We start from the raw sequence: 21,021 nt of genomic DNA, 5'->3' as shown, positions 1-21,021 counted from the left end.
TCCCCGCGAACCGTGCAAGTCATGCCGCCGCCGATGCGACCGGCCGAGGGTAGCCTATTGCCGACCGCTCACGGCCCGGGCCGTCGCCGGCCCCGGCACGGATCAGGCCTCGACGGCGATCCGGCCCAGGAGTTCGAGCAATTCACCCGGTTCCAGCGGTTTCACCAGGTGGTGGTCGAACCCGGCCAGCTTCGCCCGCTCGCGGTCCGATGCATGGCCGTAACCCGTCAGCGCGATCAGGACCGGGCGCCTCTCGGTCGGGATCGCGCGGATGCGGCGCGCCAGTTCATAACCGTCGATGTGCGGCATCCCGATGTCGAGGATGAACACGTCCGGCAACTCTCCGCTCGCGCGGGCCAGCGCCATGCGCGGGTCGATCTCCACGTCGACCTGGTGGCCGCTGGCCTGCAGCAGGACGCCCAGGGAATGCGCGGCGTCCTCGCTGTCGTCGACCACCATCAGCTTCAAGGGCTGAATCGAACCGGCTCCGTTGCGCGGGTCGATGCTGGCGGGCGACCGGGTCGGCCACGCCCGCGGCAGCCGGACCTCGAAGCGGCTGCCGCGGCCAATGCCTGCGCTGTGCGCGGCGACGGCGCCGCCGTGCATCGCCACCAGTGAACGCACCAGCGCCAGGCCGATGCCCAGGCCACCGGCGGCGCGGTCCGGCGTGCGCTCGGCCTGTACGAACAGGTCGAACACCCGGTCACGGAGCTCGGGATCCATGCCCATGCCCGAATCGCTGACGGTGATGGTGACCTCATGGTCATCGCCCGACAGGGTTAGCCCGATGTCGCCGCCTTCAGGGGTGTACTTGGCCGCGTTGACCAGCAGGTTGGCCAGCACCTGGGTCAGGCGCTTGCGGTCCCCCAATACGTGCAGCCCTTCGGTCAACGTCTGGTGGGTCAGGCGATGTCCACGGGTCTCTATGAGGCCGCGGGCCTGCTCGATCGCATCGGTCACCACGTCGGCAAGCGGGATCACATGGCGATCCAGCGCGATGGTGCCGCGGGTCACTCGCGCCACGTCCAGCAGGTCCTCGATCAGTCCGGCCATGTGGTCGGTCTGGCGCGCGATGATCTCGGTGGCCCGCTGGCTCTGCGGTTCGTCCTGGTTGAGCATGGACAGGACCTGCGTCGCGTTGCGGATCGGCGCCAACGGGTTGCGCAGCTCGTGGGCCAGCATTGCCAGGAACTCGTCCTTCTGTCGCGAACTGGCCTGGCGCTCCTCCTCGGCACGGTGGCGCTCGGTGATGTCGCGCAGGATCACTACCGCCCCAACCACCCGCTGCCCGTCCTCGTGCAGTGGTCCGAAGTTGGCGTCGACATGGCGTACCACGCCCGCGCGCTCCAGCTCCAGCCCGGCCATGCGGAACGAACCCGTCATCGCGACCGCCATCGCTTCACCGGCGGCGGCCTGGTCGCAGAACAGTGCGGGCAACGGCTGGCGCTGGGCCTGGACCAGGGTAAGGCCGAACAGCAGCTCGGCGCCCTTGTTCCACGACACCACGTTGCCGGCATGGTTGACCGACACAATGGCATCGTGTGCATGCCGCAACACGCTCGCCAGGTAGCGGTCGGAGGCAACGAGGCGCTGGTACTCGGCCGCGTCGGGTAACCGCGGTTCGGGCATCTGCAGCCGCATGCGCTCCAGGGTCGAACGCAGCCGGTCATCCTGCCCGGCACGCTGCAGCTCGTTGCGGATCCGATCAACCATGTCGGGCGCACCGGCCACGACACTGATCCAGCGGCCGCCCGGCGGAGCGCCGTAGCTGGCCTGTTGGCGGAACTCGGCCGCACGTGCGGCATCCAGCACGAACACGAACCGGGCGCCGTCGATGCGCGATGCCAGCCAGCGCGCAACCGGCAAGGGGGTTTCCATGTGCGGGCCGAGCACGACGACCATCGGACCGGCGTCCGGCCCGGTGGCATCCACCACCGCCTGCGGCGTTTCGGCTGCCCGCGCGTCCATCGCGTCGGCGCGAAGCGCGGCCAGCGTGTCGTCGCGCCATCGGGCGGACCCGGGGGGAGCCGATGGCTGGACCAGGTAGACGGTCATCGGATTCAGAACAGGCCGAGGCCCAGCACGTGCCGTCCGGTCCACGTGGTCAGCAGGTCCGTGGTCGGCGACATGACGTGGGCGGCGCGCGCATCGCGGAGCATCCGCGCCAGCGTGCTGTTTTCCCGGTAGGCCATCCCACCGCCGAGCGTCATCGCCTCATTGGTGACCGCCACCGCGGTATTGGCCGCATCGGCCTTGCACGCCAGGATCGCCGCCAGCGCATCCGGCGCGCCCAGGTCGCCCTGGCGCGCTGCGTGTTGCAGCAGCAATCGGCTCTTCTCGACCTGCATCCACAGTTGGCCCACCCGGTGCTGCAGCACTTCGATGTCGGCCAGCGACTGCCCGGAGTGCGCGTAGCGCCGCTCGCGCATGTGCTGGATCACCAGGTCGAGCGCGCCCTTGGCCACGCCCAGGTAGGTGCCCGCCATGGCGGTCAGGAAGTACGGCGCCACAACCTCGAAGACATACCAGACCTGGTCGCCTTCCTCGCCCAGCAGTCCGGTCGCCGGTACCCGCACCCCTTCGACGCGCATCGATCGCGACGAATTGCCGCGCATGCCCAGGCCGCGCCACGGATCGCCCCATTCGATCCCGGGGCTGTCGGCATCCACCACCAGGCAACTGAATTCGCCACCGATGGCCTCCTGGTCGGCGCACGTGGACAGCACGTAGGAGTCGGCATGGCCACCGTTGGTGACGAACTGCTTCTGTCCGCTCAGCACGAAACTGTCGCCTTCGCGACCCATGCGGGTCTGCGGCAGGAAGAAGTGGGCGCCGGTGCCGGACTCCGACACCGCCAGCGTGGTCAGGTGCTCGCCGCGGGCGATCGGGCGCAGGTAGCGCTCCTGGTGGTGGTGGCCGGCCTTGGCGGCGATCACCGCCGCGCCCACGCAGTGCATCCCGAAGCACATTGCCGTGGACGCACAGGCGCGACCCACCACCTCGGTCACCGCGGCCAACCCGAGCAACCCGTGCCCCAGCCCGCCCACGGGCGCGGGGACCGTCAGCCCGCCGAGGCCTTCGGCCAGCAGGGCCCGCAGGCCCTCCTCGGGCCAGGCCGCCTCGCGGTCGACACGTTCGGCCAGCGGGCCGATCACCGAGGTGGCGACGGCGTCGGTGCGTTCGACGAGGCGGTTGAGCGGAGCCGGCAGGGCGCTGTTCATCCGGCCATTCTAGGCAGGTGCCTCGCAATCGAGCGTATACGGAGCGGGCCAAGCTGAACGCGGTGAATGCGGTCGGGCTTAACGATTCAGCCGGCGCGGTGGCAGGCCACGCGGTCCAGCGAACGGGTCCTTCGCGCACCCGTGGCCAGCCCGTGCTCAGAACAACGGCCCGTCCAGCCACAGCCAGCGCGCCATCCAGGCACTGACCAGCGCCATCAGCGCGGTGAGCGGCAGGCCGATGCGCAGGAAGTCGGCAAAGCGGTACTGCCCGGGGCCGAGGATCAACAGGTTGCCGTGGTGGCCTATCGGGGTCAGGAACGACACCACCGCCCCCAGTGCGGTGCACACCACGAACGGCGTGGGCGGCAGGCCCAATGCCTGCGCAACCGCAACCGCGACCGGACCCAGCAGCACCGTGGTGGCCGCGTCCGAGAGGATCTGGGTGAGCAGGCCGGCCACCGAGAACATCACCAGCAGCACCGCAAGGCTCGGCCAGTCAGAGACCAGGCGCAGCATCCCGGTGGCGAACAGCTGCGCGGTGCCGGTCTGCTCCATTGCGATGCCCAGCGGAATCACCCCGGCGATCATCACGAAGATGCGCACGTCGATTTCGCGATAGGCCTGGTCGATGGCCACGCACCGCAGCGCGACCATCGCCACCGCGCCCATCAGGAAGGCGACCGGTGCCGCCAGCCATTCCGTCGCCGCGGCAAGGATCGTCAGGCCGAGGATGGCCAGCGCCAGCGGTGCGCGAACGCGCCGCTTGGCCTCGCCGGCGAACGGCACGAGCATCAGGAATCCGTGGTGCGCGGCCAACTCGGCAAAGCGCGCCGACTTGCCCCACAGCACCAGCAGGTCGCCTTCGCGCAGGCGCGCATCGGCCAGGCGCGAGGCGATCGCCCCGTCGCGCCGCCACAGCCCGGCGATGACCGCCGAGAACCGGCGCGAGAAGTCGAGTTCACGAACCGAGTGGCCGATGAACTCCGAACCCGGCGCCACCACCGCCTGCACCAGCTGCGGCTCACCGTCGCCGGTGACGGTGTGGCCGAAGCGCGCGATCGCATGCAGGTCCAGGCCTTCGTCGTCGTGCAGCGATGCCAGCGCATCGGCCGAGGCCTCCACCAGCAGCACGTCGCCGGTGAGCAGCGGGCTGCTATCGCCCAGGTCGCGTCGGCGCTTGCCATCGCGCAACCAGCCCAGCAGCCGGAACTTGTCGCCCAGCGCCTTGTTCAGCTCCGACAGCGGCCGGGTGCTCCAGCGTGAACCCTCCACGATCAGCAGTTCGGTGCGGTAGCGGTCCAGCCGCATGTACTCGTCGTCGCCCGAGTCACTGCCGCGCTTGGGCAGTATCCACCGGGCCAGCAGCATGTAGGCCACGCCCACCAGCACCAGCGCGATGCCGATCGGGGTGATCGAGAAGATGCCCAGGCTGTCGCTGCCGGTGCGCTCGATCAGGTTGTTGGCCAGCAGGAACGCGGGCGCGCTGACCAGGGTGAGCGTGGTGCCGAGCGAGGCGGCAAACGACATCGGCATCAGCAGGCGCGAAGCCGACAGGCCGCGCGCCTTGGCGAAGCGGGTCAGGATCGGCAGCATCATCGCCGTCACCATCACGTGGTGGGTGAACGAGGACAGCGCCGCCACCACCGGCATCACCACCGAGATGGCCCGCGTCTCGCTGCGTCCCCCGACCTGCCCGATCCACTGGCCGATGCGTTCGGTGATGCCGGTCGCGGCCAGGCCACCGGAGATCACGAACACCGCGGCGATGATGATCGCCGGCTCGCTGGCGAACCCGGACAGCGCCTGGCGTGAATCGAGTACGCCAGTCAGCACCAGCGCGAGCAGGGTCAGCATCGCAGTCACGTCGACGCGAAGCTTTTCGGTGACGAACAGGTACAGTGCGCCCGCCAGGATCAGCAGGAAGAGGATCTGGGGGACGTCCATAGCCGCGCATTGTGCGGGACCGGGGCGCCCCTGCGTGCACCGCCCCGTCACCTGGCGCGCCGCTAGACTCGCGCGAAAAAGAGAGCCCCGATGTCCCTGTTCGAAGCCAAGCCGCAGGCCGCAGACCGCCCCATGCCGGATGCGATGTACCGGCTGGCCCTGGCGGCGCTGCCGATGCCGGTGGCGATCCTGGACCCGCTGGGGTGCTGGCAGTACCTCAACCCGGCGGCCGAGCAGCAGCTGGGTCGATCGCTGCAGCATGTCCGTGGCACCCAGGCCTCCCCGCTGTTCCACGCCGACGACCGGGCCGTGCTGGACTCAGCGATCGATGCCGTTGCTCAGGGAACGCGTCCTGCCGCGGACACCGCCGTGCGCTGGCAGCCTGCGGGCGGCCCTTCCACCCGAATGCAGCTGACGCTTTCACCGTTCGCCCTGGACGGGCGCCCCGGGCGGGCGGAACAGCATGTGCTGGTGACCATTCGCGAAACGACCGGCGAGCCCGTTCCGGGCGATGCGGGCCCGGCCAACGATCCCGACCCCACGGCCGCGTCCGCCGTCGACCTTGAGGCACGGGCCGCACGGGCATCGCGCAAACAGCTGCAGATGTTCGCCGACGCGGTCGCCCACGACCTGCGCGCGCCGCTGCGCTCCATCGAGAGCTTCGCCGGCCTGCTGGACAAGCGAAGTGGCACGCAGCTGGACGACACCGCCCGCGACCACCTGCAGCGCATCCGCGCGGCGGCCGTGCGCATGGGCGGGCTGCTCGTCGGGCTGGGTGACCTGTCCACCGCCACCCGCGGCGAGATCAAGTCCATGCCCGTCGACCTGACCCTGCTGGCCGACTGGGTGCTGGCCGAACTGCAGGACGCCGAACCCGGCCGCGACGCGGAGCTGGAGGTCGCGTCCGACCTGTGGGCCCAGGGCGACGAACGGCTGTTGAAGCTCATGTTCGCGCACGTGCTGGGCAACGCGTGGAAGTTCTCGCAGGGCGATGCGCCAACGCGCATCGTCGTGGACGGCGAGACCCGCGACGGGCGCGTCCACCTGCGCGTGCGAGACCACGGAAGCGGATTCGACATGCGCTATGCTCACAAGCTGTTCGAGCCCTTCCAGCGCCTGCACGGACCCGATGCCGGAGGCGGCCATGGCCTGGGCCTGGCCGCGGCCCACCGCATCGTTGAACGCCATGGCGGCACGCTCCGCGGCGAATCCGTCCCCGGCCAGGGCGCCACCTTCCATATTGAACTGCCCGCCGCGCTTGCGGCCGAGGACATTGCCGATGCACAAGGACATCCTGCTGGTTGAAGACAATCCGGACGACGTCGAGCTGACCCGGATCGCATTCGACGAAGCCAAGATCGCCAACAACCTGGTCGTCGTCGGCGACGGCGCCGAGGCCCTGGATTACCTGTTCGCGCGCGGGGCCCACGCCGGGCGTGATCCCGCCGACGTGCCCTCGATCGTGCTGCTCGACCTCAACCTGCCCAAGGTCGATGGCCGCGAAGTGCTGCAGGCGATCCGTGCCAACGAAGCCACCCGCACGTTGCCGGTGGTGGTATTGACCACCAGCACCGAACCGTTCGACGTCGAGGCCAGCTATGCGCTGGGCGTCAACAGCTATATCCAGAAGCCGGTGGACTTCGAGCAGTTCGTGTGGGCGGTCAAGCAGGTGGGCCTCTACTGGCTGGTGCTCAACCACGCCCGCACCTGACGCGGCATCGACCGGCGCCCTGGTCCCCCGGGGTCCGCCGCTATCCGCCGAACAGCGCCTCGGCGCGCTGGAACAACACCCAGCTGGTGGCGATCACCTTGTCACCCCCGCAGGGGCGGTTGCCGCGGTGGGTGTGGGTGAACGCGGCCGGCGCGATCAGCAGTGACCCCGTGCGCGGGGCGATCGTCCGGCGCTGGTAGAGGAACTCGGTCCCGCCGTCCTCGAAAGCGTCGTTGAGGTACACCGTCCACAGCAGGTGGCGGTGAAGGGTGTCGGCGCGTGGATCCCGCGGGTACAGCTCGCAGTGCCAGTACGGATACCCGCCGCGGCCACCGGCGTAGCGCTGCAGGTTGATCGCGCCAGGCCGGAACACCGTCTGCATCACGTCGCCCAGCGCCTTGTCGTCCATCGCCTGTACCCGTTCGGCGGTCAGGCGGTGGCGACCGCCCTGCGCACCGGGGACCTCGAGCATGAGCGGCGCGATCAGCGCGTAGGGGTAGCGCCGCAGGTAGTGCATCAGGCTGCGGAACACCGCCTGGTTGAGCGCCGCTTCCGCTTCGCGCCAGTCCTCGCGGCCGCTGATCGTCAGGTCGAGGCTGTCCTTGAGCTCCGGCATCACCCCGCTGCCGACCCGCCCCGGACGCCCGTCCGGACTGGCGGCGAAACGCTCGACCAGGGCCTGGCACCACGCCGGGTCCAGCGCGTCGGGATAGACCTCGACGAAGTCGTCCTGCGGGGTCGGCGCGGTCATCGCGGAATCGCAATCCATCGGGAAAGCGGCCATCGTCGCATGCGGTCTGGCGGTTGCAAAAGCGGAGCGGCCGGTCCCGCCCGCAGCGGCCGCCCGGAACGCGTGGAAGCCCGCGGCCCGGTGCCGGCCCTCCGCTGAGACCGACGGCGGGCGCACGCGCCGCGCCCGCTTGGCGTTGCCGCGCTGCAACCTGTCCCACCCGTCGCCCTGCCCGGCGGGGGCCGACCATAGCGCGGCCGGACCGGGCCTTCCTGGCAACGTCGCAGCCCGGGGCACGCAGGGCTGCATCGAGGTCGACCAGGTCGCGCCGGCAATGGCACTGCGCAGGTCAACCCCCGGGACGTCGCCTCCAGCGGCCGCGGCTTGGGGAGCGACCCGCACCCGGCCCCGCGGCAACGGGCATCAACGCAGGGCGTGGGGATCCGCGGCCACTGGAGTGACAATTGCGTCGGCCAGCGGGTCCGCGCTACCCGCGTGCTGTCATGCTCCGATGGCGTTGGCGTTGGCGTTGGCGTTGGCGTTGGCGTTGGCGTTGGAGCGGGCCTCGGCTTCAGGGCCGTCGTGGCGACGGTGGTACTCGACGGCTGTTTCCACTTCGCGACGGCTGCCCAGGAACACCGGTACCCGCTGGTGCAGGCCGGTCGGCTGCACCTCCAGCATGCGCTGGCGGCCGGTGCTGGCCGCGCCGCCGGCCTGTTCGACCAGCAGGCTCATCGGGTTGGCTTCGTACATCAGCCGCAGCTTGCCGCCCTTGGCCGCGCACTTGCGGTCCAGCGGATAGCTGAAGATGCCGCCACGGGTCAGGATGCGGTGTACGTCTGCGACCATCGAGGCCACCCAGCGCATGTTGAAGTCCTTGCCGCGCGGGCCTTCGCTACCGGCGAGCAGGTCACCGACGTACTCCTGCATCGGTGCTTCCCAGAAGCGCTGGTTGGACATGTTGACCGCGAACTCACGGGTTTCCCCGGGGATGCGCATGTCGCGCGTGGTCAGCATGAAGCTGCCGATCTCGCGGTCCAGGGTGAACGCATGGGTGCCGTGCCCGACGGTCAGCACCAGCATCGTGCTCGGACCGTACGTGGTGTAGCCCGCGCACACCTGCGCGGTGCCCGGTTGCAGGAAGTTCTCGTCGCACGGCGTAGTCACGCCGTCGGGGCAGCGCAGCACCGAGAAGATCGTGCCGACCGAGATGTTGACGTCGATGTTGGAGCTGCCGTCCAGCGGATCGAACAGCAGCAGGTAGTTCCCGCGCGGATACACATCCGGGATCGGCTGGCTGTGGTCCATTTCCTCCGACGCCAGGCCGGCCAGGTGCCCGCCCCAGGCGTTGGCTTCCATCAGCACGTCGTTGGCGATCACGTCGAGCTTCTTCTGCGCCTCGCCCTGGATGTTCATGCTGGCCTCGCCGTCGGTGCCGGCCTCGCCCAGCACACCGCCCAGCGCGCCCTTGCCCACGGCGATGGAAATACGCTTGCACGCGCGCGCCACCACCTCGATCAGCAGCCGCAGGTCGGGGCTGACGTGGCCGGCACGTTGCGCCTCGATCAGGAACTGGGTCAGGGATATCGACGGCGCGGTACGTTGCGGCAGGCTGGGCATGGCGTGGATCGACTAGGCGGCGGGGCGCCATTGTCGCCGAACACCCGCTGCCGGGGTATCCGGACACGCGGCGCGTGTGCGGGGGCTGGTCAATCAGGCCGCCAGGCCGGGCTCCATCGCGCGCATACGCCGGCGCGCCAGGCCGGTGAGGGTCTCGCGTGCCATCGCCAGCATCCGCAACGGTGCCGCCGGCTCGGCCGATTCAACCACCCGCTTGGCCGCGTCGACCGCATCGAACGCCGCGGACGCGCCATCCGGGCCCAGCATCACCCGCAGGCTGCGCAGGTGCGCGTCCAGCCGGCGCTCCAGCAGTGGCTCCAGGCCGCGCCCGGCATGGCGGGCGGCCTCGTCGAGGGTGGCGTCGGCATGGGCCAGTTCCTGGCGGAGTTCGTCGGCAGTGAAGTTCATGCGGCGAAAGTGCACGGCGGCGGTCGCAGGGGCTGAGAAGGCCGCGCATGTTGGCCATCGCGCCGTGACCGCGCGGTGTAAGCCAGGCGACGCTTGCGTGACGCCCGGGGCCGGGCTGCGCACCGGACCCCGGCAGATCAGATGATCCGCAGGGTGATCGCCTTGAGCACCGCGCGCGTGCGGTCACGGGTGTCGAGCTTGTCGAGGATCGTGGACACGTAGTTCTTCACCGTGCCCTCGGCCAGGAACATCGCCCGGGCGATCTCCTTGTTGGAGTAGCCGCCGGCCAGCAACCGCAGGATCGCCACCTCTCGCTCGGTGAAAAGTTCGCGCGGCGCGTCGTCGGCGTGGTAGCGGTAGCGCGCGCGCACCGGATCGGTGCTGACCGGCTGCAGCAGGGTCTCCCCGGCGGCCAGGCGGACGATCGCTTCGCGCAGGTCCCCGGGCGCGGCATCCTTGAGCAGGAACCCACGCGCACCGGCGTCGGTGGCCTGCAGCATCAGGTCGGGTTCGTCGAACGTGGTCAGCAACAGCACCGGCGTCGCGTCTCCCGCCTCGCGAAGCCGCCGCGCCACCTCGAGTCCGTCCACGCCCGGCATGCGGATGTCGCTCAGCACGACGTCGACAGCGGTGGCCTGCAATAGCGAGAGCAGGGTTTCGCCGTCGCCGGCCTCGAATGCGATCACGATGCCCTGCCGCTCCAGCAGGGCACGCAGCCCTGCACGCACCAGGGCCTGGTCATCGGCCAGCGCGACGGTGGCGACCGGCGCGGTCATGCCGGCAGCCACACGTCGATGCAAACCCCACCGGCATCGCCGGGCCGAACGTTGAACTCGCCGCCGGCGCCTTCCACGCGCTCGCGCATGCCGGCCAGGCCATTGCCTTCGCGCAGCGGGGCGCGCAAACGCCCATCGTCGGCCAGCCGCAGCTGCAGGCCCCCGCGCCGGGTATCGCAGGTGAGATCGACCCGGAGCACCGCCGCATCCCCGTGGCGGGCGGCATTGGTCAGTGCCTCCTGCACGACGCGCAGCAACAGCTGCGCGCGCTCGGGGTCATCCATCCGCAGCCGTTCGTCCAGTGACAACTGCAGCCGCGGCCGCGGCAATGGCGCGGCCAGCGCATGCAGCGCGGTGGCCAGGTCCAGGCCGCGGTTGTCGCGGATCGCCTGCACCACGCCGCGGATGTCGCCCATCAGTTCGGCGGCCATGCGCTCGGCCACGCCGAGTTCGGTGCGTCCGGCCAGCGCCGGGTCGCCGGCCAGCGCGCGCAGGTTGAGGGTCAGCGCGGTCAGCTTGTGCCCGGCGACATCGTGGAGTTCGCGTGCCAGCCGCAGGCGCTCGCCGTCGCGCGCGCTGTCGGCCAGCAGCGCACGGGTGGCGAGCAGGTCGGCGTTGACGAGGGCCAACTGGTCGCGCGAGCGCTCGGCGGTCATCGCGTAATGCGCGACCAGGGCGGCGAAAGCCTGGAAGCCGGCGTACAGCAGCGTCACCGTCAGCGGTGCGTTATGGCCGCTGCGTTGAAGGATGAGGTAGATCACGATGTCGGCCAGCACCACCGCCGCAAGCGCCACCCGCGGCGGCCAGGTCATCGCGATCACCGCCGTCCAGATCACCAGCAGCACCTGCGCGGTGCCCACGCCCGGGCTCAGCCACACCAGCGTGAGCGCCAACAGCGGCAGCAGCGCCAGCAGGCCATGGCCCAGCCACCGGGCCCGCTTGGCGACGGCGTCGTGTCCGAGGAACAGCACGGTGAACACGACCAGCACGCTCCATGCCAGCACCGCGTCGCCGGCGGGGACCCAGCGCAGCGACAGCGCCACCGCCAGCAGCGTGCAAAGCCCGGCCAGGTTCATGGGTTGCAACAGCTGGCGCAGGACGCTGGTCATGGCGCCATGCTGCGGGCCGCGTGCCGGTCTGGCAATGCGCGCGGCAGCGAAAGTGACTTCCGGCACCCGCAAGCGGTGACCGCCGGGACTGCGCGCGGCTGGCGGCGCCCGCGATGCTGGGCTCCCCTGTCCGGAACCCGCCGCCATGACCGCCTACTCCGTAATCGTCGCCCTCCACGTCACCTTCGGCACGGTCGCCCTGGCAACGTTCTGGCTGGCCGCGGTACTGCGCAAGGGCGGTCGCGCCCACGTGCTGGCCGGCCGCGGCTACCTGCTGGCGATGTGCGGGGTGCTGCTGAGCGCACTGCCGATGGTCGGCCAGCGTGTCGCCGACGGCCGCTGGGTGGCCGCGGTGTTCCTGGGTTACCTGGTGGTGCTGGTGGCGACGACCGTATGGCTCGCATGGCGGGCGGTGCGCGACAAGGCCGCGCCGCAGCGGTACCTGGGCGGCGTTTACCGCGTGCTGATGGTGGCCAACCCGGTCGCCGGCGCGGTCGTGCTGGCGACCGGGGTCAGCATGGGCCAGCCGCTGCTGATGGGGTTCTCGCTGGTCGGGTTGATGATCGGCGTCGACATGTGGCGCCGGCGCCGGGTCATCCCCGCTCAGCCGCGCTGGTGGATGCAGGAGCACTACGGCGCGATGGTCGGCAACGGCGCGGCCACCCACATCGCCTTCCTGGCCATCGGCCTGCCGCGGCTGCTGCCCGACATCGCCTCCGGGACGCTGTTCTACACCGCCTGGTTCGCGCCGGTGGTGCTGTCGATCGCGGCCAAGAGCTGGCTGGACCGCAAGTACCGCTTCACCGGCCCTCAAGCCGCGATGCCGCGCGCAGCACGTGCCTGAAACCGCCCACCGACCACAAACGCCCCTTCCCGCCCCGCTCCCGCACCCTTTTCCTGATGGAGACTCCCATGTCCCCCAGCCACGCCCTGCGCCGCTTCGCGTGCGCGACCCTGCTGAGCGCGCTGGTCGCCAGCCCTGCCGCTTCAGCCGAGCTTTCGGTGGACATTCACGATATCGGTACGCAGGCCGGCCGCCTGACGGTGTTCGTCTACGCCTCCGAGGCGGCGTGGAATGGCACCGGCGAGCCGGTGCGCAAGCAGCACGTGATGCCTGATGGCAGCGACCGGCTCAAGGTGCGCTTCGATGGCCTGGCGGCGGGCCGGTACGGCGTGATGGTCATCCACGACAGGGACGGGAACCGCAAGTTCGACGTCGGCCTGCTGGGCATCCCCAAGGACGGCTACGGGTTTTCCAACGATCCACTGGTGTTCAAGCGCCCGGGATTCGGCCGGATCGCCTTCGACCTGCCGGCCTCCGGCCAGCGCGTGGCCGTCCGTATGAAGTAGCCCTCCAAAGAGGGCAAACAGACCCGGGTGCTGTCGCCCGCGCCCGGCGTCCGGCCGCAGCCTGGCTCGTTCCCCTGGTCAGACGTCGCCGCCCGTTTCCCACCCCTCCCCCGTACCGCGGTGGAACACGCGATCGGATTCGAGGACGGTACCGGCCGGGATAGATTCCAGCGTCTCGAGCTTCCCGTAGATCGGGGTGAAGTCCGGCCCCGTCGCCTCCATCAGCTGCTCGAAGCCGTCGATCACGAAGTAGGTCTTCTGGAAGGTGTCGATGCGGTAGCGGGTGCGCATGATCCGCTCCAGGTCGAACCCGATGCGGTTGGGCGCGTCGCTTTCCAGGCAATGGATCGATTCGCCCTTGGACGAGACGATGCCGCTGCCGTAGATGCGCAGGCCGTCCTGCTGCCGGATCAGGCCGAACTCGACCGTGTACCAGTACAGCCGGGTCAGGTTCTGCAGCGCGTCGGGACCGATCGCGTGCGCCTTGACCCCGCCGCGCCCGTACGCCTCCATGTAGTCGGCGAACACCGGGATCATCAGCAGCGGCACGTGGCCGAACAGGTCGTGGAACAGGTCGGGTTCCTCGATGTAGTCGACCTGGTCCGGGCGGCGTATCCACCAGGTCACCGGGAAGCGTCGATTGGCCAGGTGGTCGAAGAAATCCAGCTCCGGCAGCAGGCCTTCCACGCCGATCAGCGTCCAGCCGGTGGCCTTCGACAGCACCTCGTTGAGTTCGGCGAATTTCGGAATCCGGTCGGGTGACATGCCCATCGCGTCCTGCGCGGCGAGGAACTCGTCGCAGGCGCGGCCCTTGAGCACGTCGCGCTGGCGCTCGTAGAGCACGGCCCAGGTGGCGTGGTCTTCCTCGCCGTAGTCGTCCCACGGCTGGTCGATGATGCCGGTGGCGTAGACCGGCACCTTGCCCTTGTCGGTCTGGAGGTTCTCGAGGCGGCGGGGGGCGGTGGCACTCATGGCAGGTCTCCGTACCTTCGGTGGTCGACCAGCGTAGCGCCGTTGCGGCGCAACGGGGTTGCGTTATTGCACCGCGGCCCGACTATGACGCACCATAGTTGCGCCGATATGCCATTCAGGCGAATAAAAATGCGCGAAGCCGAACTGGACCGCATCGACTTGCACCTGCTCGCCGAGCTCCAGCGGCAAGGCCGGCTGACCAACGCCGAACTGGCCGAGCGGGTGCACCTCTCGCCCTCCGCGTGCCTGCGCCGGGTGCAGCGGCTGGAGCGCGACGGGGTGATCGCCGGCTACCGCGCCGAGGTCGACCCCGAGCGCGTCGGCCTGGGCCTGCAGGCATTCGTGCGGGTGCAGCTGGAGAAGCACGATGTGGAGCACGTCGCACGTTTCGTGGAGGCCATCGCGCGCTGGGACGAGGTGGTCGCCTGCCACGCGCTGACCGGTGACATGGACTACCTGCTGCACGTGGTGGTGCGCGATTTGGACCACTTCTCGCGCTTCCTGCTGGACCGGCTGCTCAATGCCAGCGGCGTGGCCGACGTCAACTCCAGCTTCGTGCTGCGTACGGTGAAGGCGTTCGGCGGCGTGCCGGTGGGGCCGCGCGAGGCGGGTTGAGTGCCGGCAGCGCGGGCGTCTGCGCTAGCCGTCATTCCCGGGGAGGCGGGAATGCATGCCGTTGCGCAAACGGGTGGGGCGACAGTCGGCGGCGTGGGGCCACGGTGGAGCTACCGCCTTTGCGGAACGATGGCGCGGGTGTTCGCTGCGCGCGTGGACCGACCTGCACCGCGTCACTCGTTGGCGCAATCCTTCCCGAACGGATTGATCGCCCCGACCCAGCTGCGCTCGCACTCCGGTTCCGGCGGCTTCGGGGCGGGCCTGGGCGCGAGCGCCGCCACCCGCCTCGCACGCTCGGCCGCCAATGCCTTGCGGATCTGCGGCAGCGCAGCCAGCGCGGCGCGTTCGCCGGCCAGGATCGCGACGTTGCGCTGCTCGAAATCCGCAGCGCCGATGTCGCTGACCGCGGGGCGGATGACCACGTCGGCCCGCGCCAGCTCCTGCCTGCCGAGCGTCTGGCCCATGATCGCGATCGACTGGTTGACCACGCCCAGCAGGTGCGTCGGCGTGGTGCCGCTGGCCTTGCTGGAGATGTCCACGGCGATCACGTACTCCGCGCCCAGCTGGCGCGCCGCGTCCACCGGCACCGGGCTGACCACGCCGCCGTCGACGAAGCTGCGCGCGCCGATGCGCACCGGCTCGAACACGCCCGGCACCGCGCTGGACGCGCGCACCGCCTGGCCGGTATTGCCGCGCACGAAAACCGAGCGCTCGCCGGTCTCCAGCCACGTGGAGACGGCCGCGAACGGCTTGGACAGCGACTGGATCGGCCGGTTGCCGACCTGGTCGTTGACGTAGTCCTGCAGCGCCTGGCCCTGCACCAGTCCGCCGGAGAACAGGCGCACGTCGCGGATGCTGGACTCGTCCAGGGCGACGGCTTTCTCCTGCAGCGCGAACGGGTCCATGCCACTGGCGTACAACGCGCCGACCACGCTGCCGGCGCTGGTGCCGCTTACCACGTTCGGCGTGATGCCGTTGGCCTCCAGCATCTTGATCACGCCGATGTGGGCGAAGCCCTTGGCCGCGCCGCCGCCCAGCGCCAGGCCGATGCGCACCGGCTTGGGCTTGGCGGCCGCCACCGGTGGCGCCGGTGCCGGCGTCGTCGGGCGCACGGCCTCGCCTCCGCCGCAGGAGGCCAGCAGGACGACGGCGGCGCACGGCACCGACAGGCGGAGGCGAAGCAGGGCGGGCATGGACGATTTCGTAAACAAGGGGCGCGGAGGATAGCCGGTGGCACCCCAACGGCGTCCGACCGGAGGCCGTTGGGTCGCCCGCAGGGCGGCAAGGATGCGGCTGTCGCCGGGGCGCCCGGCAGCCCTCCTCCCTCCTCCCTTGTCCCTGTTGACCGTCCCTAGAACCGGTTGTCACCGTCCAGGATCCGGCCCAGCCCGCCGAGCACCGAGCCTTCGCCACGGTCCTTTCCACCGGCCTGCGGCGCCGCCGCCAGCATGCGCCCGGCCATGCGCGAGAACGGCAGCGACTGCAGCCAGACCTTGCCCGGGCCGGTCAGCGAGGCCAGGAACACGCCTTCGCCACCGAACAGCATGCTCTTGATGCCACCGACCGCGCGCACGTCCATCTGCACCGTGTCGTGGAAGGCCATGACGCAACCGGTGTCCACGTCCAGGCGCTCGCCGGGCTTGAGGTCGAACTCCACCAGCGTGCCGCCGGCGTGCACGAACACCCATCCGTCGCCCTCGAGCTTCTGCATGATGAAACCCTCGCCGCCGAACAGGCCGGTGAGGATCTTGCGCTGGAAGTGGATGCCGATCGCCACGCCGCGCGCGCCGGCCAGGAAGCTGTCCTTCTGGCAGATCAGGCGCCCGCCGTGTTCGGACAGCTTCATCGCCACCACCGTGCCCGGGTAGGGCGCGGCGAACGCGACCCGCGCCTTGCCGGTGCCGGTGTGCGTGTACATGGTGGTGAACAGGCTCTCGCCGGTGATCACCCGCTTGCCGGCCGACAGCAGCTTGTCCATGAAGCCGCCGCCCTGACCGCTGTGGCGGCCGTCGCCGAACACCGTGTCCATCTGCACCGAGGCGTCCTTGTACATCAGCGCGCCGGCCTCGGCGATGGCGCTCTCGCCCGGGTCCAGCTCCACTTCGACGAACGGCATGTCGTTGCCGACGATCCGGTAGTCGACCTGGTCGCTGAGGCTGCTGTCGCCACTGGGCACGGCGGGCAGGTGCGGCGGCGGGCCGGGGGGGGTGACGGCCAGTTCGGGCACCGAGCGCACCGGCATCCAGTCGGCGAAGCCCTCGCGCCAGCAGCGCGCATCCGGGTGGCGGCGGGCGTGCTCGCGCGCGGCATCTTCGTCCAGCGGGCCGATGCGGCTGGCATCGCTGCCGGAATGGAAAAACCACTGGTGCATGGCGACGGTCCTGTGTCGTTGTGGGGAGGGCAGGGATAGCACGCACCACGACCCGCCGCCACGGCGGGAGGTCATGGTGCCGTGGGCGACTCCAGCGACGCGGTGCCCGCGAAACGCCCGCCGAAGAAGTCGCCCTCGCGCCACGCCGGCGCTCGCGGTGCATCGGCCACCGATGCCGCGGTCCGCGCCACCAGCCGGGCCAGGCGGGCGGCGTCGTTCCATGCGATGGCTTGTCCCGTGTCGTCGCCCGGCCGGTGGTAGCGCTCGCGCATGAAGGCCGCCCTGGCGGCGGCGGCATCGTCGCCGTGCGATGCGTCCGTGCCGCCTGCCAGGTACAGCGCAGGCACCCCCTGGCGAACGAACGCGAACTGGTCGCTGCGCACGAATGCGTCCTGGGCGCCCCTGGGCTCGCGCGTCAGATGCACGCCCATCCCTGTGGCGGCCTCGCGGAGGTGGTCGCCCAGTTGCGAGCGCCCGGCGCCCACCACGCCAACGTCGCGGGTCGGCACCAGCAGCAGCGGCATGTCGAGGTTGAGGTTGGCGACCAGCGAACCTTGCGGGGCGTCCTGCACGAAGGCCTTCGCGCCCAGCAGCCCCTGTTCCTCGCCAGTGAGCGCGACGAAGACCGTATCGCGGGCGGGTGCGCCGGCGCCGGCCATCTGCCGCGCGCCTTCCAGCATCACCGCCACGCCCAATGCGTTGTCGATCGCGCCGTTGAAAACGCGGTCGTCGCCCGCGGTCGCCATGCCCAGGTGGTCGAGGTGGGCGGTGACTGCGACCCGTCCCCCCGCACGCGGGTTGGAGCCAGGCAAGCGGCCGACAACGTTCACCGAATCCACCGGCGCCAGACGTGACACCGCGGCCAGGTCGAGCCGGACGGGGAGCTCCAGCGCCGGCGGATTTCGGGCACCCCGCTCCGCGGTCAATCGCGCGAGTGTGTGGCCCGTGCCGGCGAGCAGGGCATCGACGGAATCGGCACGCACATGCATGACCGCGCGTAGCGGCGATGCGGAAGAATCCGCCAGGCGCATGGCGGGACGTTGCAGCAGGTCGGCCAGCCGCGACCACGGCAGCGCGGCTTCGTCGGCCGGGGTGCGCAGGAACACGGCGGCGACCGCGCCGCGCCGGGCGAGTTCTTGCAGCTTGGTATCGGTCGCACCGAAGAAGGCCCGCACGTCGGGTTCGAAGCGCGCCGGCGCGCCCGCCAGCAGCAGTACCGCCTTTCCGTCCACGTCGATGCCGGCGAAGTCGTCATGTCCCAGCGCCGGCGCGTGCACGCCGCGGCCAGCGAACACCGCCGGGACGCCCGCCAGCGAAACCACCGCTTCGAAGCCCGGTGCCGGCAGGACGTCGCGGCCCGGCGCCAGCCGGACCGTGTGCCCACCGGCGTGGACGGCGAGCCGCGCGCGCCCGGTGACCGCCTGCGAGCCCTGCAGGCGCACGCGCTGGAAGTAGCCCGTATCGCCGGCCGGCGCCAGGCCGGTGCGGCGCATGCGCACCGCGACGTAGCGGGCGGCGCGGTTGTAGCCGGGCGTCCCGGTCAGCCGGCCCTGCATGCGGTCGTCGGCCAGCACCTGCACGTCCGCCCGGATGCGGGCGGCAGCATCGGTGGCAGGCGCATCGTGGCCCCCAGGCGTGCATCCGGCCAGCAGCAGTGCAAGCAGCATGACCGCCGTGGCTGGACGCAGTGTCCACCTGCGCACGGTGGCGCGGGGGCAGGGGCTCACGCGGGCACCGGCTTGCAGGCACGGTCCAGCGCCGTCGGCGCATCGGGCCATCGCTGGACGCGCATGGCCGTTGCCCTAGGGCGGGCCATCGTGCGGATCGCCACTGCGCGCGTCCCGCGGCCGGAACCGCAGCACGGTGCCGCGTGGTTCCACCGGCCGCTCCCAGATCACCGGTACCTCGTCGGGCGAGGGCGGCTCGAGCGCGTCACGGGCCGCCTGTGCGGTGGCATCGACGCCTTCGTCCTCGTCCTCCCAGCTGTAGCGCGCGCGCGGCGGCTGCGGGTCTCGCCGGCGAAGCAGCCATGCCGCGACCACGCCACCCACCGCGCCCCCCAGGTGGGACTGCCAGGAGATGCCCGCCTCGCGTGGCAGCACCGACATCAGCATGCCGCCGTAGAGCAGGAACGCGATCATCGCCGCCGCCACCGCCGGGCGGTCGCGGCGCAGCAACCCGAGCGTGGCCACCATGAACATGAGTCCGTGGGTGACCCCGCTGGCGCCCAGGTGCCGGCTGCCGGCCTCGCCCAGCCACCAGGCGCCGAGCCCGGAGCCGAGCCACATCAGCGGCAACGCCCAGCCGGTGGCGCGCGGGTACAGGCCGCCGGCCAGCGTGCCGAGCATCAGCAGGGCGATGGCATTGGTCGCGACGTGGCCGATGGAGCCGTGAAGCAGCGGTGCGGCCAGGATGCCGCGCAGTCCATCGAGCGAGCGAGGCCGCACCGCCCACGTGCCCAGGTCGATCCCGCCCTGGGCGGTGAACACCGCGAACAGCACCAGCACCGACAACAGGCTCAGGTTGAGCGCGCGCAGCCAGCGACGGCGGTCGTGCGCGCGCTGGGCCTTGGCGTCGATGGGGTCGGCAGGGGCGGGCAGGTGCATGGCACCTGTGTGGCGGCGCCCGCGGGGATTGCAAGGTGGCGCGGCTTCGCACATCCCGCTGCAAGGCTGGGACAGGCTGGGAGGGTGTGCTTCTGGCGCCGCGTGGCCGGGTCTCTCGTCAGCGCAAGCACGTCTCCCCGGCGCACCCCTGCCGGCAGGGGAGGGAGCAGGCGCGCAGGGACTCAAGCGGGCGCCGCGTAGAATGGCGCGATGAATCAGCCCCACGACGCCATCCCCACCGTCCACCTCAAGAACGCGTGGAAATCCAGCCATCCGTGGATCTTCCAGCGCCTGGTCGAGAAGCCCGCGCAGCGCCCCAAGCCCGGCTCGATCGTGGACGTGGTGGGCGTGGACGGCGAGTGGATCGGCCGCGGCTTCTACAACGGTCATTCGCGCATTGCCGTGCGCGTGCTGGAGACCGACCAGCGCGTGCCGGTCGATGCCGGCTGGTTCTCGCGCAAGATCGCCGCGGCCGTCGGGCTGCGCCGCGACGTGCTCAAGCTCGACGCGGCCAGCGACGCCTGGCGCGTGGTCCACAGCGAGGGCGACGGCATCAGCGGGCTGGTCGTGGACCGCTACGCCGACCTGCTGGTGGTGGAGTTCTTCAGCGCCGGCGCGTTCCGCCACCGCGAGTGGATCTACGAGGCGCTGCGCGAGCAGTTCCCCGGCTGCCGCTTCCACGCCTTTGCCGACGAGCACGTGCAGAAGCAGGAGTCGTTCGACTTCAAGCCGTGGAACAGCTCCGGCACCGAACCCGCCGCGCCCGCCATCATCACCGAGCACGGCGTGAAGTTCCGCGCCGACCCCGCCGGCGCGCACAAGACCGGCTTCTTCGCCGACCAGCGCGAGAACCGGCAATGGCTCAGCCAGCATGTCGAAGACCGCCGCGTACTGGACCTGTGCTGCAACACCGGCGGCTTCGCGGTGTATGCCGCCGTCCGAGGCGCGGCCGAGGTTGTGGGCGTCGACATCGACGGCGATGTGATCGAGATCGCCAAGGGCAACGCGAAACTCAACGGCGTGCGCCCGCGCTTCGTGCAGGCCGACATCTTCCCGTGGCTGCGTGATGCGGCCAACGCCGGCGAGCAGTTCGACGTCGTCATCCTCGACCCCGCCAAGATGACCCGTGACCGCGAGCAGGTGATCCCCGCGCTCAAGAAGTACCTGGACATGAACAAGCTGGCGCTGGGCGTGGTCAAGCCCGGCGGGTTGCTGGCGACGTTTTCCTGCACCGGCCTGGTCAGCGAGGAGCAGTTCCTCGACATGCTGCGGCGGGCGGCTTTCTACTCCAACCGCACGGTGCAGGTGTTGAAGGTCTCCGGCGCCGGCCCGGACCACCCGTTCCTGGCGCAGGCGCAGGAAAGCCGGTATCTGAAGGCGGTGTTCTGCCGCGTGCTGGATTGAGCAGCGGGGCCTTCTGTAGGACCGGCTTCAGCCGCGATCGGCCGACCACTAGGGCCCCCCTGTAGGAGCGACGTGAGTCGCGACCCGCGCACCTGTCCAGACTACGCGGTCGCGACTCACGTCGCTCCTACAACGAACCGCAGTCGCGTTGCGGCGCATGTCTGGCTGACGGGACGACGAGCGA

19 protein-coding genes are annotated in these 21,021 nt (G+C 70.6%); 6 read left to right on the top strand and 13 right to left on the bottom strand.

Annotated features, from left to right (window positions below):
- Nucleotides 1-102: 102 nt before the first annotated feature.
- From ACJQWL_RS10930 to ACJQWL_RS10920, 3 genes are all read right to left on the bottom strand, one after another.
- Nucleotides 103-2,055, bottom strand: coding sequence for a hybrid sensor histidine kinase/response regulator (locus ACJQWL_RS10930; protein ID WP_330969014.1), 1,953 nt, complete (start codon nucleotides 2,053-2,055; stop codon nucleotides 103-105).
- A gap of 5 nt (nucleotides 2,056-2,060) precedes the next feature.
- Nucleotides 2,061-3,221, bottom strand: a complete 1,161-nt coding sequence (locus ACJQWL_RS10925) for an acyl-CoA dehydrogenase family protein (RefSeq protein WP_330969015.1) — start codon at nucleotides 3,219-3,221, stop codon at nucleotides 2,061-2,063.
- Nucleotides 3,222-3,377: 156 nt separating this feature from the next.
- A complete protein-coding gene (locus ACJQWL_RS10920; protein ID WP_330969016.1) occupies nucleotides 3,378-5,165 on the bottom strand; it encodes an SLC13 family permease in 1,788 nt (595 codons plus the stop codon).
- Between the two features lie 90 nt (nucleotides 5,166-5,255).
- On the opposite strand from ACJQWL_RS10920, the gene ACJQWL_RS10915 reads away from it, so the two are divergent.
- Both ACJQWL_RS10915 and ACJQWL_RS10910 read left to right on the top strand, forming a co-directional pair.
- Nucleotides 5,256-6,470, top strand: a complete 1,215-nt coding sequence (locus ACJQWL_RS10915; protein ID WP_330969017.1) for a PAS domain-containing sensor histidine kinase — start codon at nucleotides 5,256-5,258, stop codon at nucleotides 6,468-6,470.
- Complete coding sequence (locus ACJQWL_RS10910) at nucleotides 6,445-6,876, top strand: response regulator (protein ID WP_330969018.1); 432 nt, start codon at nucleotides 6,445-6,447, stop codon at nucleotides 6,874-6,876. Before ACJQWL_RS10915 ends, ACJQWL_RS10910 begins: the two co-directional genes overlap by 26 nt.
- Nucleotides 6,877-6,916: 40 nt before the next feature.
- On the opposite strand, the gene ACJQWL_RS10905 is transcribed toward ACJQWL_RS10910, so the two are convergent.
- The 5 genes from ACJQWL_RS10905 to ACJQWL_RS10885 all read right to left on the bottom strand — a co-directional run bounded on the left by ACJQWL_RS10905 (nucleotide 6,917) and on the right by ACJQWL_RS10885 (nucleotide 11,519).
- The gene (locus ACJQWL_RS10905) at nucleotides 6,917-7,627 is read right to left on the bottom strand and encodes a 2OG-Fe(II) oxygenase (protein ID WP_330969058.1); all 711 of its coding nucleotides are present in this window, start codon (nucleotides 7,625-7,627) and stop codon (nucleotides 6,917-6,919) included.
- Between the two features lie 480 nt (nucleotides 7,628-8,107).
- Complete coding sequence (locus tag ACJQWL_RS10900) at nucleotides 8,108-9,226, bottom strand: class 1 fructose-bisphosphatase (protein WP_330969019.1); 1,119 nt, start codon at nucleotides 9,224-9,226, stop codon at nucleotides 8,108-8,110.
- 93 nt (nucleotides 9,227-9,319) lie between these two features.
- Nucleotides 9,320-9,634, bottom strand: a complete 315-nt coding sequence (locus ACJQWL_RS10895) for a hypothetical protein (RefSeq protein ID WP_330969020.1) — start codon at nucleotides 9,632-9,634, stop codon at nucleotides 9,320-9,322.
- A gap of 137 nt (nucleotides 9,635-9,771) precedes the next feature.
- On the bottom strand, nucleotides 9,772-10,410 hold the full coding sequence (locus ACJQWL_RS10890) for a response regulator (protein ID WP_330969021.1): 639 nt from the start codon (nucleotides 10,408-10,410) through the stop codon (nucleotides 9,772-9,774).
- The gene (locus ACJQWL_RS10885; RefSeq protein ID WP_330969022.1) at nucleotides 10,407-11,519 is read right to left on the bottom strand and encodes a sensor histidine kinase; all 1,113 of its coding nucleotides are present in this window, start codon (nucleotides 11,517-11,519) and stop codon (nucleotides 10,407-10,409) included. The genes ACJQWL_RS10890 and ACJQWL_RS10885 overlap by 4 nt, the downstream gene beginning before the upstream one ends.
- 145 nt (nucleotides 11,520-11,664) lie before the next feature.
- Here ACJQWL_RS10885 and ACJQWL_RS10880 point away from each other — a divergent pair, with 145 nt between their 5' ends.
- Nucleotides 11,665-12,363 carry a DUF2306 domain-containing protein gene (locus ACJQWL_RS10880; protein WP_330969023.1) on the top strand — a complete coding sequence of 233 codons (699 nt, stop codon included), beginning with the start codon at nucleotides 11,665-11,667 and terminating at the stop codon, nucleotides 12,361-12,363.
- A 68-nt stretch (nucleotides 12,364-12,431) separates the two neighbouring features.
- Entirely contained in the window at nucleotides 12,432-12,869 is a 438-nt protein-coding gene (locus ACJQWL_RS10875) for a DUF2141 domain-containing protein (protein ID WP_330969024.1), read from the top strand.
- 78 nt (nucleotides 12,870-12,947) lie between these two features.
- Here ACJQWL_RS10875 and phhA read toward each other — a convergent pair whose 3' ends face one another.
- Nucleotides 12,948-13,841, bottom strand: coding sequence for a phenylalanine 4-monooxygenase (gene phhA, locus ACJQWL_RS10870; protein ID WP_330969025.1), 894 nt, complete (start codon nucleotides 13,839-13,841; stop codon nucleotides 12,948-12,950).
- A 129-nt stretch (nucleotides 13,842-13,970) separates the two neighbouring features.
- Here phhA and ACJQWL_RS10865 point away from each other — a divergent pair, with 129 nt between their 5' ends.
- Entirely contained in the window at nucleotides 13,971-14,456 is a 486-nt protein-coding gene (locus ACJQWL_RS10865) for an Lrp/AsnC family transcriptional regulator (protein WP_330969026.1), read from the top strand.
- A gap of 173 nt (nucleotides 14,457-14,629) precedes the next feature.
- On the opposite strand, the gene ACJQWL_RS10860 is transcribed toward ACJQWL_RS10865, so the two are convergent.
- From ACJQWL_RS10860 to ACJQWL_RS10845, 4 genes are all read right to left on the bottom strand, one after another.
- Nucleotides 14,630-15,649 (bottom strand): patatin-like phospholipase family protein, encoded by a 1,020-nt coding sequence (locus ACJQWL_RS10860; protein ID WP_330969027.1) that lies wholly within the window; start codon nucleotides 15,647-15,649, stop codon nucleotides 14,630-14,632.
- 158 nt (nucleotides 15,650-15,807) lie between these two features.
- Nucleotides 15,808-16,827 carry a TIGR00266 family protein gene (locus ACJQWL_RS10855; protein WP_330969028.1) on the bottom strand — a complete coding sequence of 340 codons (1,020 nt, stop codon included), beginning with the start codon at nucleotides 16,825-16,827 and terminating at the stop codon, nucleotides 15,808-15,810.
- Nucleotides 16,828-16,898: 71 nt separating this feature from the next.
- Nucleotides 16,899-18,494: a M28 family peptidase gene (locus ACJQWL_RS10850; RefSeq protein WP_330969029.1), complete on the bottom strand. Its 1,596-nt coding sequence runs from the start codon at nucleotides 18,492-18,494 to the stop codon at nucleotides 16,899-16,901.
- A gap of 135 nt (nucleotides 18,495-18,629) precedes the next feature.
- Nucleotides 18,630-19,433 carry a rhomboid family intramembrane serine protease gene (locus ACJQWL_RS10845; protein WP_330969030.1) on the bottom strand — a complete coding sequence of 268 codons (804 nt, stop codon included), beginning with the start codon at nucleotides 19,431-19,433 and terminating at the stop codon, nucleotides 18,630-18,632.
- Between the two features lie 210 nt (nucleotides 19,434-19,643).
- Between ACJQWL_RS10845 and ACJQWL_RS10840 the strand changes: the two genes are divergently transcribed.
- Nucleotides 19,644-20,837: a class I SAM-dependent rRNA methyltransferase gene (locus ACJQWL_RS10840; RefSeq protein WP_330969031.1), complete on the top strand. Its 1,194-nt coding sequence runs from the start codon at nucleotides 19,644-19,646 to the stop codon at nucleotides 20,835-20,837.
- Nucleotides 20,838-21,021 lie beyond the last annotated feature (184 nt).

The sequence above is a fragment of the Novilysobacter viscosus genome (assembly GCF_046600715.1).
GTDB classification, from domain to species: Bacteria; Pseudomonadota; Gammaproteobacteria; order Xanthomonadales; family Xanthomonadaceae; genus Lysobacter_C; species Lysobacter_C viscosus.
Note: the sequence above shows the minus strand (reverse complement) of the source record. Positions and strands in the feature narration are given on the sequence as shown.

Bases quoted from the DNA above. Each gene is read 5' to 3' on its own strand.
- ACJQWL_RS10930 (WP_330969014.1), bottom strand. From the start codon at position 2,055: ATGACCGTCTACCTGGTCCAGCCATCGGCTCCCCCCGGGTCCGCCCGA.
- ACJQWL_RS10925 (WP_330969015.1), bottom strand. From the start codon at position 3,221: ATGAACAGCGCCCTGCCGGCTCCGCTCAACCGCCTCGTCGAACGCACC.
- ACJQWL_RS10920 (WP_330969016.1), bottom strand. From the start codon at position 5,165: ATGGACGTCCCCCAGATCCTCTTCCTGCTGATCCTGGCGGGCGCACTG.
- ACJQWL_RS10915 (WP_330969017.1), top strand. From the start codon at position 5,256: ATGTCCCTGTTCGAAGCCAAGCCGCAGGCCGCAGACCGCCCCATGCCG.
- ACJQWL_RS10910 (WP_330969018.1), top strand. From the start codon at position 6,445: ATGCACAAGGACATCCTGCTGGTTGAAGACAATCCGGACGACGTCGAG.
- ACJQWL_RS10905 (WP_330969058.1), bottom strand. From the start codon at position 7,627: ATGACCGCGCCGACCCCGCAGGACGACTTCGTCGAGGTCTATCCCGAC.
- ACJQWL_RS10900 (WP_330969019.1), bottom strand. From the start codon at position 9,226: ATGCCCAGCCTGCCGCAACGTACCGCGCCGTCGATATCCCTGACCCAG.
- ACJQWL_RS10895 (WP_330969020.1), bottom strand. From the start codon at position 9,634: ATGAACTTCACTGCCGACGAACTCCGCCAGGAACTGGCCCATGCCGAC.
- ACJQWL_RS10890 (WP_330969021.1), bottom strand. From the start codon at position 10,410: ATGACCGCGCCGGTCGCCACCGTCGCGCTGGCCGATGACCAGGCCCTG.
- ACJQWL_RS10885 (WP_330969022.1), bottom strand. From the start codon at position 11,519: ATGACCAGCGTCCTGCGCCAGCTGTTGCAACCCATGAACCTGGCCGGG.
- ACJQWL_RS10880 (WP_330969023.1), top strand. From the start codon at position 11,665: ATGACCGCCTACTCCGTAATCGTCGCCCTCCACGTCACCTTCGGCACG.
- ACJQWL_RS10875 (WP_330969024.1), top strand. From the start codon at position 12,432: ATGTCCCCCAGCCACGCCCTGCGCCGCTTCGCGTGCGCGACCCTGCTG.
- phhA (WP_330969025.1), bottom strand. From the start codon at position 13,841: ATGAGTGCCACCGCCCCCCGCCGCCTCGAGAACCTCCAGACCGACAAG.
- ACJQWL_RS10865 (WP_330969026.1), top strand. From the start codon at position 13,971: ATGCGCGAAGCCGAACTGGACCGCATCGACTTGCACCTGCTCGCCGAG.
- ACJQWL_RS10860 (WP_330969027.1), bottom strand. From the start codon at position 15,649: ATGCCCGCCCTGCTTCGCCTCCGCCTGTCGGTGCCGTGCGCCGCCGTC.
- ACJQWL_RS10855 (WP_330969028.1), bottom strand. From the start codon at position 16,827: ATGCACCAGTGGTTTTTCCATTCCGGCAGCGATGCCAGCCGCATCGGC.
- ACJQWL_RS10850 (WP_330969029.1), bottom strand. From the start codon at position 18,494: ATGCTGCTTGCACTGCTGCTGGCCGGATGCACGCCTGGGGGCCACGAT.
- ACJQWL_RS10845 (WP_330969030.1), bottom strand. From the start codon at position 19,433: ATGCACCTGCCCGCCCCTGCCGACCCCATCGACGCCAAGGCCCAGCGC.
- ACJQWL_RS10840 (WP_330969031.1), top strand. From the start codon at position 19,644: ATGAATCAGCCCCACGACGCCATCCCCACCGTCCACCTCAAGAACGCG.